Origin of the sequence: Thermithiobacillus plumbiphilus (assembly GCF_038070005.1) — a bacterium.
Classification (GTDB): domain Bacteria; phylum Pseudomonadota; class Gammaproteobacteria; order Acidithiobacillales; family Thermithiobacillaceae; genus JBBPCO01.
In genome coordinates this window covers 115,321-129,962 of record NZ_JBBPCO010000009.1, presented here as the reverse complement: position 1 = coordinate 129,962, position 14,642 = coordinate 115,321, and the positions used below count along the sequence as shown (strand labels likewise).

Here is a 14,642-nt window from a genome sequence, read left to right as displayed (position 1 = left end):
CTAGAACAGAAAATAACGTTGAGCGAGAGGGAGAACCGAGGCCGGCTCACAGATCAGCAGTTCGCCATCCGCGCGGACTTCATAGGTTTCCGGATCGACTTCCATGTGCGGCATGGCGTCATTGAGCTTCATATCGCGCTTGCCGATGTTGCGGGTGCCGGATACGGCCATGACCTGATGCCGCAGCCCGAGCCGGGCGGCAATGCCGGCCTCCAGCGCCCGTTGCGAGACGAAGCTCAGCGCGGTCGCATGCCGCGCGCCGCCGAAGGTTGCGAACATGGGCCGGCCATGCACCGGCTGCGGGGTGGGAATGCTGGCGTTGGCGTCGCCCATCTGCGCCCAGGCGATCATGCCGCCCTTGAGGACCAGCTCGGGCTTGACGCCGAAGAAGGCCGGCCGCCAGAGCACCAGATCGGCGAGCTTGCCCGGTTCGATGGAGCCGACATAGCCGGCGATGCCGTGGGTGATGGCGGGATTGATGGTGTACTTGGCGATGTAGCGTCGTGCCCGCAGGTTGTCATGCCGCGCGGGATCGCCCGGCAGACTGCCGCGCTGGGTCTTCATCTTGTGCGCGGTCTGCCAGGTGCGGATGATGACCTCCCCCACCCGGCCCATGGCCTGGGAATCCGAGGCGATCATGCTGAAGGCGCCCAGGTCATGCAGGATGTCCTCGGCGGCGATGGTCTCGCGGCGAATGCGCGAATCGGCAAAGGCCACATCCTCGGCAATGCCGGGATCGAGGTGATGACAGACCATGAGCATGTCAAGGTGCTCGTCGACCGTGTTCACGGTATAGGGTCGCGTCGGATTGGTGGAAGACGGCAGTACATTCGGCAGGCCGCAGACCTTGATGATGTCCGGTGCATGGCCGCCGCCTGCGCCCTCGGTGTGATAGGTATGAATGGCTCGGTCCCTGAAGGCGGCCACGGTATCCTCCACGAAACCGGCCTCGTTGAGGGTATCGGTATGGATGGCCACCTGCACGTCATATCGATCGGCCACGCTCAGGCAGGTATCTATGCTGGCCGGGGTCGTCCCCCAGTCTTCGTGCAGCTTGAGGCCCATGGCCCCGGCCTCGACCTGCTCGACCAGGGCCTCCGGACGGGCGCTGTTGCCCTTGCCAAGGAAACCCAGATTCATCGGGAATGCATCGGCCGCCTGCAGCATCCGCGCCAGATACCAGGGTCCGGGCGTGCAGGTGGTGGCATTGGTGCCGGTGGCCGGACCCGTGCCGCCGCCCATCATGGTGGTCACGCCGGAGGCCAGCGCGGTCTCGATCTGCTGCGGACAGATGAAATGGATATGACTGTCGATCGCGCCGGCGGTCAGGATCATGCCCTCGCCGGCGATGATCTCCGTACCGGGACCGATGATGATGTCCACGCCAGCCTGGGTGTAGGGATTGCCAGCCTTGCCGATGGCGGCAATCAGGCCATCCTTCACGCCGACATCGGCCTTGACCACGCCCCACCAGTCGAGGATCAGGGCATTGGTGATGACCAGATCCATGGCGCCCTGGGCATTCGTGATCGGCGACTGTCCCATGCCATCGCGAATGACCTTGCCGCCGCCGAACTTGACCTCATCGCCGTAGACGGTGAAGTCCTTTTCCACCTCGATCAAAAGCGCCGTATCGGCCAGGCGCACGCGGTCCCCGACCGTGGGGCCGAAATGCTCGGCATAGGCGCGACGGTCCATCTGGCTCATGACGCACCCTCCAGCGGGCCCTCGACCAGGGCATTGAAGCCATAGATCTCCCGGCTGCCGGCAAAGGGCACGAGCCTGACCTCGCGGGTGTCGCCCGGCTCGAAGCGCACCGCCGTGCCGGCCGGGATGTCGAGGCGCATGCCGCGCGCCTGGGCGCGATCGAAGCGCAGGGCGCGATTGACCTCGTAAAAGTGAAAGTGCGAGCCGACCTGCACCGGCCGGTCGCCGGTATTGGCCACTTCCAGTGCTATCTGCCGCCGGCCGGCATTGAGCTCGATGCTGCCTTCCAGTGGAATCACTTCGCCCGGAGTCATCAGGCCACTTCCAGATAGCTTGCAATCACCGACTGATCGAGTTGCTCGATTGGCCCCTGGACCGCAATGTCGCCGCGCTCCATCACAAAAAACCGGCTGGCCAGACGGCGGGCGAAGGGGATCTTCTGCTCGACCAGGAGCACGGCGATTCCCTTTTCCCGGTTCAGTCTCTGAATGATTTCGCCGATCTCCTGCACGATGCTGGGCTGGATGCCCTCGGTGGGCTCGTCGAGCAGAAGCAGTCGCGGTTCACCCATCAGGGCCCGGGCCAGGGCGAGCTGTTGTTGCTGCCCACCTGAAAGCATCCCGGCCTTGCGCCGCAACATGCTGCGCAACATAGGGAAGTAGACGAAGATATCATCCGGTAACTGCATGCGGTTACTGCCGCGGGCCAGGGTCCCGAGCAGCAGGTTTTCCTCCACGGTGAACTGCGGGAGCACCTCCCGCCCCTGGGGCACATAGCCCAGCCCCGCCCTGGCGCGCAGATGAGTCGGCATGCGGGTGATGTCCTGCCCCTGTAGCTGAATGCTGCCGGCAGATGCCTTGATCAGCCCCGTCAGGGTTTTGAGCAGCGTGCTCTTGCCGACTCCATTGCGGCCCAGCAGGCAGACGATCTCGCCCTGCTCGATGCCCAGGGAGACATCCCGCAGGATCTGCGAGCTGCCATAGCCGGACTGCAGTCTGGAAATATTCAGCAAAGTCTCAGGCATGCGCGCCCTCCTCCGTTCCCAGATAGACCGCTCGCACCCGATCATCGGCGCGGACGCGATCGAAGCTCCCTTCCGTGAGCAGGGCACCCTGATGAAAGACGCTGACCCGATCGGCGATCTCCCGCACGAAATTCATGTCATGCTCGATGACCAGCACAGAACAGAAACCCAGCAGCTGTCTCAGCAGTCCGGCAGTGCGGGCCACCTCGCTGGCCGTCATGCCGGCGATGGGTTCATCGATCAGCATCAGGCGGGGTCTGGATACCAGCACCATGCCGATCTCCAGCCATTGTTTCTGGCCGTGGGCCAGACTGCCGGCCCGCTGATCCCGGAGGCGGCCGAGATCGATCAGTTCCAGCACCTCATTGATTCGGCGCGTCTCCTCGGGATCGCGGCGCTGGAACAGCGCCGCCAGTACGCCCCGCTTACGCCTGGCGGCAAGCGCCAGGTTCTCGGACACGCTCAGGTCGGGAAAGACCGAGGGCGCCTGGAACTTGCGTCCGATGCCACGTCTCACGATCTGGAAATCGGCCATGCGGGTAATGTCCTGGCCATTGAAGCGGATCTGGCCGCTGTCCGCGCGGGTGCGCCCACTGATGACGTCCAGCAGGGTCGTCTTGCCGGCGCCGTTGGGTCCGATGACCACGCGCAGCTCGCCTTCCAGCATGGAAAAGTTCAGGTGATCCAGCGCCTTGAACTTATCGAAACTGACGCTGACATCATGCACTTCGAGTATGCTTTGGCCCGTGCTCATGCCGTCTGCACCTTCTGCGCCTTGCTGCGCTCGATCCGTGGCAGGGAACCGACGATGCCCTGGGGGAAAGCAAGCACCACCAGCAGGAACAGCGAACCCAGGAAATACAGCCAGAAATCCGGGTAGGCGTTACTCAGATAGTATTTTGTGTAGTTCACGATGAGGGTACCCAGAATCGCGCCGATCAGGGTGCCTCGTCCACCAAGCGCCACCCAGATCACCATCTCGATGGATGGCACGACACCCAGCATGGCTGGCGCGATGATGCCATTCTGAGGCACGTACAAGGCGCCTGCCACGGCGGCAAACACCGCCGCGAGCCCGAACACGAAGGCCTTATATGCGGTCGGATTGTAACCGCAGAAACGGGTGCGGTTCTCGGCATCACGAATCGCGCGCAGGATCTTGCCCATCGAAGACCCGGTAATCCAGCGCGCCAACAGATACACGCCAAGCAGGATCAGGAGGCTGGCATAGTAGAGCCTGACCTGGGTTTCCGGCTCGTTCAGCGGCATGCCGAACAGGGACTGAAAATTGGTCAGGCCGGAACTGCCACCGGTCAGTTCCTGCTGGTCCACAAACAGGGTGGCCACAATCACGGCCAGTGCCTGGGTGAGAATGGAGAAATAGACACCCTTGATCCGGCTCCTGAACACCAGTGCACCCAGCAGCCAGGCCAGGAGACCCGGGATCAGCACGATCAGGAGCAGGGTGAGGGGGAAGGACTGAAAGGGCTGCCAGATGGCCGGCAGTTCCTCGATGCCGCTCCAGGTCATGAAGTCCGGCAACTCACCTGGGCCGAGTGCGGCGAGCTTGAGATACATGGCCATGCCATAGGCGCCCAACCCAAAGAACACGCCCTGACCGAGGCTGAGGATGCCGGTATAGCCCCAGATCAGATCCAGGCCAATGGCCAGGATGGCCAGGGCCAGGAATTGCCCAAGCAGATTGAGGGAGAAATCCGACAGATAGAGGGGCGCGGCCAGCAACAGGACGAATGCCGTCGCGATTGACGCCAGTTCCACGCCCAGACGGGAATTGAGCACGAGGCCTCCTAATCCAGCGCGCGCGAGCGGGACGGAAACAGACCGGCCGGTCGCAGTTGCAGAAAGATGATGATCAGCCCGAATATCAGGACCTTGCCCATCGTCGCAGATGACAGGTATTCCAGGCCGGCCTGCAACTCGCCAATGCCGAAGGCGCCGACGATGGCCCCGGCCAGATTGCCGACCCCGCCGACCACGACCACCATGAAAGCATCGACGATGTAGTTCTGACCGCTGGAAGGCCCCACCGAACCGATCAGTGACAGCGCGCAACCCGCCAGGCCAGCCAGGCCCGAGCCCAGGGCGAAGGTAATCGCGTCGATGCGCCTGGTAGGCACACCGCAGGCCGCGCTCATGCCGCGGTTCTGGATTGCCGCCCGGATCATGAGCCCCGTGCGGGAGCGGTACAGCACCAGAAACAGGCCTAGCAGGGTGACAAGCACCAGCCCGAGGATGAAGAGCCTGACCGTCGGCAATTGCAGATCAGGCGTCAGCGTCACCCCACCAGTCAGCCAGTCGGGTGTGCTTACCGAGACATTGTTGGAGCCAAACAGGGAACGGAACCCCTGTTGCATGATGAGGCTCACGCCCCAGGTCGCCAACAGGGTCTCCAGCGGTCGCCCGTACAGAAAGCGGATCACGCTGATCTCCATCAACCAGCCGAGTACCGCAGCAACCAGGAATGCCACCGGCAGGGCCGCAAGAATCGCATAAGGCTGCCAGACATCAGACAACTGGCTGGTAAAAAGTGTCTGTACCAGAAAGGCCGTGTAGGCGCCGGCTGTCATCAATTCGCCATGGGCCATGTTGATCACGCCCATCAGGCCAAACACGATGGCCAGACCAAGGCCCATCATCAGCAGAATGGAAGCGCTGCTCAGACCAATGAACAGTTGCCCGGCCCAGATCGAGAAATCCGGCATGAGAGGTTCTCCTTGAGGAGGGCGCCCCCTGGGCGCCCCCTGGAAGTGGCTTAATGGGCCGCCGCGATCAGCCCGCCCTTGGTCCAGTCGCAGGTCTTCTTGGAGATGTAGCGGCTATAAGGCTCGGGCGCGAGAATCTTGCCCGAATTCCAGACCTCCTTGAACATGCCGCTGGGCTGGATCTCGCCGATCCGGGCAACCTGGTACATGTTCTGATTTCGTGGATCGACACGCACCATGCCCAGCGGGCTGTCCATGTTCACCTGGAAGGCCGCAGCACGCACCTTCATCGGATCGAAGCTCTTGGCGCGCTTGACCGCCTCGGCCCAGAGATGGACGTTGATGTAGCCATGGACGATGGGATCATCCAGCACCTGCTTGGCGCCATACCGTTTACGGAAGTTCTGCACGAAGGCGGCGTTTTTCGCGCCGGGAAGGCTCTCGAAATAATTCCAGCTGGCGTAGTGTCCCTTGCAGTACTGCGCACCGATGCCCTGCACCTCCACCTCGGCCACGCTCACCGCCATGATGGGCACGCGTTGGGGCGTCAGCCCGGCAGCCGCAAACTGCTTGTAGAAAGGCACGTTGCTGTCGCCATTGATGGTGCTGAACACCACATTGGCGCCTGATTGCTTGATCTTGTTGACGATGGTGGAGAATTCCATGTGACCAAGCGGTGCGTATTCCTCGCCGACCAACTGACCTCCCATGGCCTTGAGCTGGCCCTTGATGATGGCATTGGCTGTGCGCGGGAAGACATAGTCCGATCCAACCAGGAAGAACTTCTTGCCCTTGTTTTTTAGTAGCCAGGTAACGGCCGGCTCAATCTGCTGATTCGGGCAGGCACCGGTATACATGATGTTCTTCGAACACTCATTGCCTTCGTATTGCACCGGATACCAGAGCAGGCCGTTGTATTGCTCCACCACCGGCTTGACGGCCTTGCGGCTGGCGGAGGTCCAGCAACCAAAGATCGTCGAAACCTTGTTGTCCACCAGAAGTTGTTTGGTTTTCTGCGCGAAGGTGGGCCAGTCCGAAGCGCCATCGACGATCACCGGCTGAATCTTGCGCCCGAGCACGCCACCAGCGTTGTTGATTTCCTCGATGGCCATCAGTTCGGCATTCTTGACTGGAATTTCGCTGATGGACATGGTGCCCGACAGCGAATGCAGGATACCGACCTTGATGGGCTCTGCCGCAAAAACAGTTTCGATGCCACCCAGATATGGCAACGCCATACCTGCGACACCTGCCTTACCTAGGGATTTTATGAATTTTCTTCTGTCCATGCTCATGTAAAGCTCCTTTTCGATGGCTTCAATACTGCAGTTGCACGCCCAGCTTGAAGATATTGGCCGCCTCTTCACCTGCGAATTTGTCGCGTGAATAGATGCCAGAGATCAGCGCATCATGGCCGCTGATAACGTAATTCACGCCCAGGTCCGTGCGTTCATGGTCCGTGCCGGAATCTGGATTCAGCTTTTGATAGCGCACATGTGGCTGAAATTTGCCGATGCCGATTGCTTGCGGAAACATGTATGCTGCATAAGCGAGATAGCCATCTCCCTGCACGAGTGATGGATCGGGGACATCATCCAGGTCATAGTCATAATAGGCACCCTCCAGCGTGACGACGCCATCCCCCGGCAATTTGCGATCCATGAGCGCATCAAGGGTAAGCCCCCTGAAATTTCCGGGGTTGGCCTCGGTACCGGCGCCATCCTTCTGGTAGGTCATGCTGGCGCCGAATGCGAGAATGTTGGCTGCGCCAAAATAGGTGCTGCTGTTGTAATAGCCTGGTTCAGGATCCCAGAGATTGAGCACCAGCCGGCCGGAATAAAGCAGGTTGTCTCCCTGGTTGGACCCTTCCCTACGACCCTCGAATGCGCCAACCTGATACTTGAATTTCCCTTTGCCTACCTGTCCCCAGAATGCCGCGCCATTGTCACGCCCGGCGAGGATGGCGGGATAGGCACTGACGAATGGATAATCATAAGTACCAAGATAATAAGGACCATCCAGATTGGCGCGATCAGTCGGTGGCAGGAAACGTCCCATCCAGATGTTGGCGGTATCCGAAAATTCAAATTGCGCGATTGCGTCCAGAAGCCGAATATCCGACAATTCACCCGCCTTTTCCGTATTAAAGGTGAATTTTATGTACCTGTGCATTTTTCCATTTACGTACAAGCGCACGCTGTCGACATCGAAGTCCTTCGAATAATCCGCTCCACTGGGTGCGGCATCCTCGGCAACAGTAAAGTTGGTGCGCAATCCGGCACCAACACTGATCCAGTGATCATCATCGATTTTCAGTATGCCTCCGGCCTGCACAGGCGCAGAAATTCCAGCCATCAAAATCGCTAGAACAGTTCCTGACAAAACCCCTTTTACCATTCCACCCATGACATCCCCTCTTGCTAGTGATGTTTTTGTTTGCCGATGCCATTTTGCAAAGGTCATGCCATGTTTTGCGCTTCTGAATCCTGCATAAATCTGATGTTTTCGCACAAGGCTGGTGCACTTTTGCTTCAAGGCTGGTGCACTTCTGTTTCCTTGCACCATTTCCTAGCGAATGGGATCATGCACCGTGACCAGCTTAGTACCATCCGGAAAGGTCGCTTCGACCTGCACTTCCGTGATCATTTCCTTCACACCGTCCATTACCTCCCCGGCCTGCAACAATGTTGCCCCGAAGCTCATCAGCTCGCTCACGGTCTTGCCATCGCGGGCGCCTTCCAGGATGCCCGCCGAGATGTAGGCCACGGCTTCCGGGTAATTGAGCTTCAGCCCGCGCGCCTTGCGCCGTTCCGCCACCAGGGCGGCGGTAAAGATCAGCAATTTGTCCTTTTCCTGTGGTGTAAGCTGCATCGGTTCTCCTCAGGTATGCCAGATTCTCGGGATGCAGGCCGGCCGGCCAAGAAAGGCCCGGCGCAACTGGTCCCAGACAAGGGTAAACAGGCTGCGTGCCTCGGCGCTCGACCATCCCCTGTAGCGGCAAAGCAAGCCCTGGGACAGACGGCTCAGTCCAAACTCGCCCTGGGTGGGGGCAGGCGGCTGCTCGCGCAAGGCGTCCAGCAAATCGCGTTCCAGGGAGGCGCCGACAAAGACGAAACTGCCCAAAACCGGAAATCCAGCCAGCCCATAGGGGCTGGCGAGCAGTGAACTGCCGCCCTCCAGGACCTGGCGATCCAGCCAGAGCGGCAGGCCCGCCTGCCAGATTTCAAAACTGTTATGCCAGCTCCCGCGTGTGAATCGCTCGTCATGAGCACTGCGCCCGAAACGCGTGATTTCCCAACCCATGAAATGAGCGCCCGGCGCGAGCTCGACTTTCAGGGTCTGCCGCCCGATAGCCTGGTCATAGACCAGGGTTTCCTGGGGCAGCCACTCCAGCCAGGCGTTTTCGGCCAGATTCAGCTCCACCTGCTGCATGGCTTCGGCACCCGCGCTGCGGTAGAAGCGGTTTGCCGCTGGCGTGGTCAGGAGTACCTGGGCGCCTGGCGCCAGGGCCACTTCGATCTCCAGCCGATCTCCGCCCACCAGGCCTCCCGGCGGGTGCAGCAGCACGACCTGGCAGGCCCTCTTCCCTTCCGGCTGGAAGGGACGCTGGATGCGCAATGGCCCATATCCGGTACTTTCCTGCAGGACGGTTGCGTCACCGGTGTGGGCAAAACGCAGCACGAGCCGCGCCTGCCATCCGGGACTTTGATGCTCAACCTGTCCCTGCACTGCTGGCTTCCCGACCATCAGGAATCGGCCAATTTCGCGCCCGGATTTGCTGATGGTTTCTGCAGCCAGTCCCGCCAGCCGCCGAATTCGGTAATGTCGCGGGCATCGCCCAGGGCATAGGCTTCGCAGACGAAGCCCTGCACAGTGCTGCCGTCTTCCAGCGTGAGCGTGCCGATGCCAAGTGGCGCCGGAATGCCAGCGACGAAGCTGCCGAAATGCGTCAGCGGCAGCTCCCAGACCTCCAGCGCGATATGCGCGCCGGTATCATCGCGCACCAAGCCGGGACGCTGGGGCGGCCCGCCGGCCAGGGCGTAGAGACGATAGCAGGGCGCGGTGCGGGTGCGGCTGATGAGCCGCCCGCCCCGGCTGCTCAGCTCGTGGTTGAGCGGCAGACCTTCCATGTGGGCGCCGCAGACCGCGACGCGGGTCCAACTGGATACTCGCGATGGCACCGAAGCCGCAGGCTCCGGCAAGGGCTGGCCGGTGGCGCCCAGGGGCAGCTTGCCCAATTGCTGGAAGCGCCCGGCGAGATCGAGCAGGGCCGCGTCCTGCCAGGCCGGGGCGCAGAAAGTCACGCCAAAGGGCAGGCCCGCAGGCGTGAAGCCGGCCGGCACGGCCACGCCGCAGAGATCGAGCAGGTTCATGAAGTTGGTGTAGCGGCCAAGCGCGCTATTGAGGCGCAGGGGATCGGCTTCCATGTCCGCAATGCGATAGATGCTGCCGGCCGTGGGCAGCAACAGGCAATCCACTTGTGTCCAGAGCGCCTCGCTCGCGCGCCTGAGTTCCTGCAGCCGGTACATGGCATCGAAAGCATCCACGCTGCGCAGCTCGCGCGCCGGCTCGATCACGGCACGGGTGACCGGATGCAGGCTCTCGGGCTGCGTTTCGATGAAGGCGCGGATGGCGGCGTAGCGTTCCGCCAACCAGGGCCCTTCATAGAGCAGACGAGCGGCCTCCAGCAGGGGCGTGATGTCCAGCGGCACCAGTTCGGCATCGAGCATCCGCGCCTGGGTCAGGGCCTGCTCGAACAACGCCGCGTAATCCGGGTTGCCGAAGAAGTCGAGCTGACTTGCCAGAGGCACGCCGATGCGAATCCGCGCCGGCAGTTCCACCACATCGGCGGGCGCGGGCCGGGCGTAGGCATCGGCAGCATCGAAATCAGCTACCACACGCAGCACCTCGGCAGCATCCGGGCTGGTCAGCGCAAAGATCGACACGCAGTCGAGCGAACGGCAGGCCGGCACCACGCCGCGCGTGCTCAGCAGTCCACGCGTGGGCTTGAGGCCGACGATGTTGTTGAAGGCGGCCGGCACCCGGCCCGAACCTGCGGTGTCGGTGCCGAGCGCGAAACTCACCTGCCCCAGCGCCACGGCCACCGCCGAACCACTGCTCGAGCCGCCGGCGATGTAGTCGGGATCAAAGGCGTTGCGACAGGCGCCATAGGGCGAGCGCGTGCCCACCAGCCCGGTGGCGAACTGATCGAGATTGGTCTTGCCGATGGGTATGGCCCCGGCATCGATCAGGCGTTGCACCACAAAGGCCGATTCAGCCGGCTGATAGGCGTAGTCCGGGCAGCCGGCGGTGGTGGGCAGGCCGGCCAGACCGATATTGTCCTTGATGGCGAAGGGAATGCCATAGAGCGGTAGGTTGCCTGGGTCGCGGGCCTCCAGTCTGGCCGCGTACTCCATCAACTGCTCGCGCGGGAAGATACTGATCCAGGCGCGATGCGGATCATCAGCGATGGCATCGAGCACTTGGGCGATCAGTTCCGTGGGGCGCAGACCGCCTGCGCGATAGGCGCGGCGCAAGGTATCGATATTCAGGGACAGGCTCATGCTTCCTCCTCGGTTTGCAGGACCAGCAGGTCCTGCCCGGCTGATACCGGATGCCCGGCCTGGCAGCAGAGCCGGCAGACCCTGCCAGCCGCTGGCGCCGGCACATTGATTTCCATCTTCATGCTCTCGATCACCAGCAAGGTCTGGCCAGCCTCCACCTGATCGCCCTCGGCCACTTCGAGCTTCCAGACACTGCCGGCCACGCCGGCGGCCACCGCACGCGCGCCCGGTGGCAGGTCCGTGAGCTCGCTCGGGGCAGACTCCATGGGCGTATCGCTGGCATAGAGATTGGCTCCGGTCGCGGCCCAGCGGGCGCGCTCGGCCTCAAAGGCCGCCTGTTGATTGGCCTTGAAAGCCTGGATGCCATCGGCCTCTGCCTCCAGAAAGGCGTTGTAGTCGCGCAGACAAAAGGTGGTCTCCTCGATGCGCAGATGAAAGCGGCCGAGGAGAAAATCCTCGCGCTGACGCAAGAGTTCCGCCTCGCTGACCGGATAAAAGCGGATCTGATCGAAAAAGCGCAGCAACCAGGGCTTGCCGGGATCGAATTCGGCCGTCTCCCGGTAGCGATTCCAGACCGGCAGGGTGCGCCCGACGAACTGGTAGCCGCCAGGCCCCTCCATGCCGTAGATGCAGAGATAGGCGCCGCCGATACCGACCGCGTTTTCCGGGGTCCAGGTACGTGCCGGGTTGTACTTGGTGGTGACCAGCCGGTGACGTGGATCGAGTGGGGTGGCGACCGGCGCGCCGAGATAGACGTCTCCCAGCCCCAGCACCAGATAGCTCGCCTCGAAGACAATGCGCTGCACCTCCTCGATACTGTCAAGCCCGTTGATGCGGCGAATGAATTCGAGATTGCTCGGACACCAGGGCGCATCACGGCGCACCGACTGCATGTATTTCTCGATGGCCAGCCGCGTCTGCGAGTCGTCCCAGGCCAGCGGCAGATGCACGATGCGCGTTGGCACCGCCATGTCCTCGATGGCCGGCAGATCGCGCTCGGCCTCATTCAGCAGCTTCAACAGCGCCGGCAAGGCCAGCACGCGAGGATCAAAATGCACCTGCAGCGAGCGGATGCCCGGCGTGAGATCGATGACGCCCGGCACCCGCTGGGTTTCCAGCCAGTGCAGCAGGGCCTGGGCGCGAAAGCGCAGGTTCAGGTCCAGCACCGGGGGACCGTATTCGACCAGCAGATAGCTGTCGCCGGCCTGGCGATAGACCACCTCGACCGGGCATTCACCGGCCGGCAGGTGCTGCACGACCGGGCCTGCGGGGAGATCCAGCAGGGCCGGGAATGCCGGCGCATCCGCCCCTTCGGCGAGACCGGCGATCTGCGTCTCTTGAACGAAGGCCAACCGCGCGGCTTCGGCCTGGGTGAGCCGGTGAAAGCGCACCCGATCGCCCGGACGCAACTGACCGAGTTTCCAGAGTTCAGCCCCGGCCACGGTGACCGGACAGACAAAGCCACCCAGGCTCGGGCCGTCGGGCCCCAGGATGACCGGCATGTCGCCGGTGAAGTCCACCGCGCCGATGGCATAGGCATTGTCGTGAATGTTGGAAGGATGCAGGCCGGCCTCGCCGCCGTCGGGCCGTGCCCATTCGGGTTTGGGTCCGATCAGGCGCACGCCGGTGCGGCTGGAGTTGTAATGCACCTCCCAGTCCGTGGCAAAGAAGGTGTCGATGTCGCCTTCGGTAAAGAAATCCGGCGCGCCGTGGGGGCCATAGAGCACCCCGATCTCCCAATGATTCTCGTAACGCGGCCGTAGCGCTTCGGGCAGGCAGCGCCCGGCTTCAGGCAAGGGCGAATCCTGCAGATGCAGCACATCGCCAACGCGCAGGGTGCGCCCGGCATGCCCGCCGAACTGTCCGAGCGTGAAGGTGGACTTGCTGCCCAAATAATCAGGCACATCGATGCCGCCCGCCACCGCAAGATAGCTGCGGCAACCCGCGCCCTGCACGGCCCCAAGTTTGAGCACACTGCCGGCCTTGACCGCATGACTGCGCCAGAAGGCCAGGGGCTCGCCGTCCAGGGTGGCCGGCATGGGCGCGCCAGTGAGCGCGATCACGGTATCGCCGTTGAAGCGCAGGGTCGGCCCGCTGACCGTCAGTTCCAGCGCGGCGGCGTCCTCCGGATTGTCGAGCAGGCGGTTGGCCAGCTGAAAGGCGAGCGCATCCATCGGCCCCGAGGGCGGCACGCCCACGCCCCAGTAGCCGAGCCGCCCGGGATAGTCCTGCACGCTGGTCTGCACGCCGGCTTCGAGCACGTCCAGGGTACGCGGCCGGTAAATCAGCCCTTCGAGATAACGCGTGGTCTGTCGGCCCTCCCGAAACACCACGTCATCGAGGATGGCGCGCAGGTAATCGCGATTGGTCTCGATGCCATAGAGCCGCGTGGCCTCAAGCCCCTCCTGCATGGCCGCCAGCGCCGCCGCGCGATCAGGGCCATGGCTGATGAGCTTGGCGATCAGGGGATCGTAATAGGGTGGCACCTCCTGGCCACGCCGCAGCCAGGTATCCACGCGCAGATGCCCGGGAAAGGCCACTTCGCTGAGAATGCCACTGGCGGGCTGGAAGGCCTTGTTGGGGTCCTCGGCATAGAGGCGCACCTGCATGGCATGCCCCTGGGGCTGATGGCGGTAACCGCTAAGATCGAGCTCGCCGTAGGCCGCCTTGAGCATCCATTCCACCAGATCCACCCCGGTGACCGCCTCGGTGACGCCATGCTCGACCTGCAGCCGGGTGTTGACCTCCAGAAAGTAGAATTCACCACAAGCGGTGTCGTAGACGAACTCCACCGTGCCTGCGCTTTCGTAGTTCACCGCCTGCCCAAGTTGCCGGGCCGTGCTGTAGAGCTGCTCGCGGATGGCGTCCGTCAGCCCCGGCGCCGGGGTCTCCTCGATCACCTTCTGGTTGCGCCGCTGCACGGAACAGTCGCGCTCACCCAGATGCACCACCTTTCCGCGCCCATCGCCGAAGATCTGTACCTCGATGTGGCGCGCGGCCTGCACGTACTTTTCGAGAAACAGTCCGGCGTCCTTGAAATTGTTGCGGGCGAGCTGCTCGACCGCGCCATAGGCCTCTGCCAAGGCTTCGGGAGAAGCGCAGAGACGCATGCCGATGCCCCCGCCGCCGGCCGTGCTCTTGAGCATCACCGGGTAGCCGATGCGCGCCGCCTCCGCCTGCGCCATCGTCAGATCCGCCAGCAAGCCGCTGCCCGGCAGCAGCGGCACGGCATTGGCCTTGGCCAGGGCGCGGGCACTGTGCTTGAGGCCAAAGGCGCGCATCTGTTCCGGGCGCGGGCCAATGAAGGCCACGCCGGCCGCATTACAAGCCTCGGCAAAATCGGCATTCTCGCTCAAAAAGCCATAGCCCGGATGGATGGCCTCGGCGCCCGTCTCGAGCGCCAGGGCCAGGATGCGCCCGCCGTCGAGATAGCTCTCCGCCGCCGGCGCCGTGCCGATGCAGTACGCCTCGTCGGCAAGATCCACATGCAGGGCCTGACGGTCGGCCTCGGAGTACACCGCCACCGCGGCAATCCCGAGCCGCTTGAGCGTGCGGATGATGCGACAGGCAATCTCGCCACGATTGGCAATCAGGACTTTCTTGAACATGCAGGGACATCCTCCG

12 protein-coding genes are annotated in these 14,642 nt (G+C 62.8%); all 12 read right to left on the bottom strand.

Annotated elements, in window-relative coordinates; translation table 11 throughout:
- Window positions 1-1,707, bottom strand: a complete 1,707-nt coding sequence (ureC, locus tag WOB96_RS10230; RefSeq protein WP_341371193.1) for an urease subunit alpha — start codon at window positions 1,705-1,707, stop codon at window positions 1-3.
- The gene (locus tag WOB96_RS10225) at window positions 1,704-2,021 is read right to left on the bottom strand and encodes an urease subunit beta (protein WP_341371192.1); all 318 of its coding nucleotides are present in this window, start codon (window positions 2,019-2,021) and stop codon (window positions 1,704-1,706) included. The genes ureC and WOB96_RS10225 overlap by 4 nt, the downstream gene beginning before the upstream one ends.
- Window positions 2,021-2,731, bottom strand: a complete 711-nt coding sequence (gene urtE / locus WOB96_RS10220; RefSeq protein WP_341371191.1) for an urea ABC transporter ATP-binding subunit UrtE — start codon at window positions 2,729-2,731, stop codon at window positions 2,021-2,023. The genes WOB96_RS10225 and urtE overlap by 1 nt, the downstream gene beginning before the upstream one ends.
- On the bottom strand, window positions 2,724-3,485 hold the full coding sequence (urtD, locus tag WOB96_RS10215; protein ID WP_341371190.1) for an urea ABC transporter ATP-binding protein UrtD: 762 nt from the start codon (window positions 3,483-3,485) through the stop codon (window positions 2,724-2,726). Before urtD ends, urtE begins: the two co-directional genes overlap by 8 nt.
- Window positions 3,482-4,531: an urea ABC transporter permease subunit UrtC gene (gene urtC, locus WOB96_RS10210; protein WP_341371189.1), complete on the bottom strand. Its 1,050-nt coding sequence runs from the start codon at window positions 4,529-4,531 to the stop codon at window positions 3,482-3,484. The genes urtD and urtC overlap by 4 nt, the downstream gene beginning before the upstream one ends.
- Before the next feature lie 8 nt (window positions 4,532-4,539).
- The gene (gene urtB, locus WOB96_RS10205) at window positions 4,540-5,454 is read right to left on the bottom strand and encodes an urea ABC transporter permease subunit UrtB (RefSeq protein ID WP_341371188.1); all 915 of its coding nucleotides are present in this window, start codon (window positions 5,452-5,454) and stop codon (window positions 4,540-4,542) included.
- A 50-nt stretch (window positions 5,455-5,504) separates the two neighbouring features.
- Entirely contained in the window at window positions 5,505-6,692 is a 1,188-nt protein-coding gene (gene urtA, locus WOB96_RS10200; RefSeq protein WP_341371187.1) for an urea ABC transporter substrate-binding protein, read from the bottom strand.
- Between the two features lie 79 nt (window positions 6,693-6,771).
- A complete protein-coding gene (locus WOB96_RS10195; RefSeq protein WP_341371186.1) occupies window positions 6,772-7,917 on the bottom strand; it encodes a porin in 1,146 nt (381 codons plus the stop codon).
- Between the two features lie 105 nt (window positions 7,918-8,022).
- Window positions 8,023-8,325 (bottom strand): urease subunit gamma, encoded by a 303-nt coding sequence (ureA, locus tag WOB96_RS10190; protein WP_341371185.1) that lies wholly within the window; start codon window positions 8,323-8,325, stop codon window positions 8,023-8,025.
- 9 nt (window positions 8,326-8,334) lie between these two features.
- A complete protein-coding gene (locus tag WOB96_RS10185; protein WP_341371184.1) occupies window positions 8,335-9,183 on the bottom strand; it encodes an urease accessory protein UreD in 849 nt (282 codons plus the stop codon).
- Window positions 9,184-9,200: 17 nt separating this feature from the next.
- Window positions 9,201-11,018, bottom strand: a complete 1,818-nt coding sequence (gene atzF / locus WOB96_RS10180) for an allophanate hydrolase (protein ID WP_341371183.1) — start codon at window positions 11,016-11,018, stop codon at window positions 9,201-9,203.
- Complete coding sequence (gene uca, locus WOB96_RS10175; protein WP_341371182.1) at window positions 11,015-14,626, bottom strand: urea carboxylase; 3,612 nt, start codon at window positions 14,624-14,626, stop codon at window positions 11,015-11,017. The genes atzF and uca overlap by 4 nt, the downstream gene beginning before the upstream one ends.
- Between the last annotated feature and the right edge of the window lie 16 nt (window positions 14,627-14,642).